Raw genomic sequence first — 466 nt, forward strand, 5'->3', positions numbered from 1 at the left:
TCATCAAGGCGTGCGGCTACAACTGGGGCAAGTACTGCTCGGCGCCCGCGTACACGGTTGCGCTCGACCAGTGGATGCGCCGCTCACCCATGTTCACGCAGACGTCATACGCGAACGCGCGTGAGGGCGACATCGTCTTCTTCCTCAACTCAGCCGGCACGTATCACGTCGAGTATGTGCGTCGCGGCCCGACGTCGAGCACGTCACACGACATGCAGACCATCGGCGGCAACACGTCGACGCCCGGCATCAGCCAATCCTTGAGCGCGGGCGGCACCGCCGCGATGAAGACGCGTGACGACCGCTACCTGAACCTACGCATCTGGCGCCCCACGTATGTCGCCGCGACCGACACGCCGGACGGCACGACGACTCCTGTCGAGGACGACGCGCCCGCACCGACCGGGCGCCCCACCCTCGACTCCGCCGACATTCCCGACGCGCCGCTGACGACGATGAACCCGAT

1 protein-coding gene is annotated in these 466 nt (G+C 66.7%); it reads left to right on the forward strand.

The features are described 5' to 3' along the window. The coding region (locus tag ACJYUO_RS21865; RefSeq protein ID WP_494347410.1) for a hypothetical protein at positions 1 to 466 on the forward strand (466 nt) is incomplete at both ends.

The sequence above is a fragment of the Natrinema sp. CRL1 genome, from assembly GCF_059162405.1.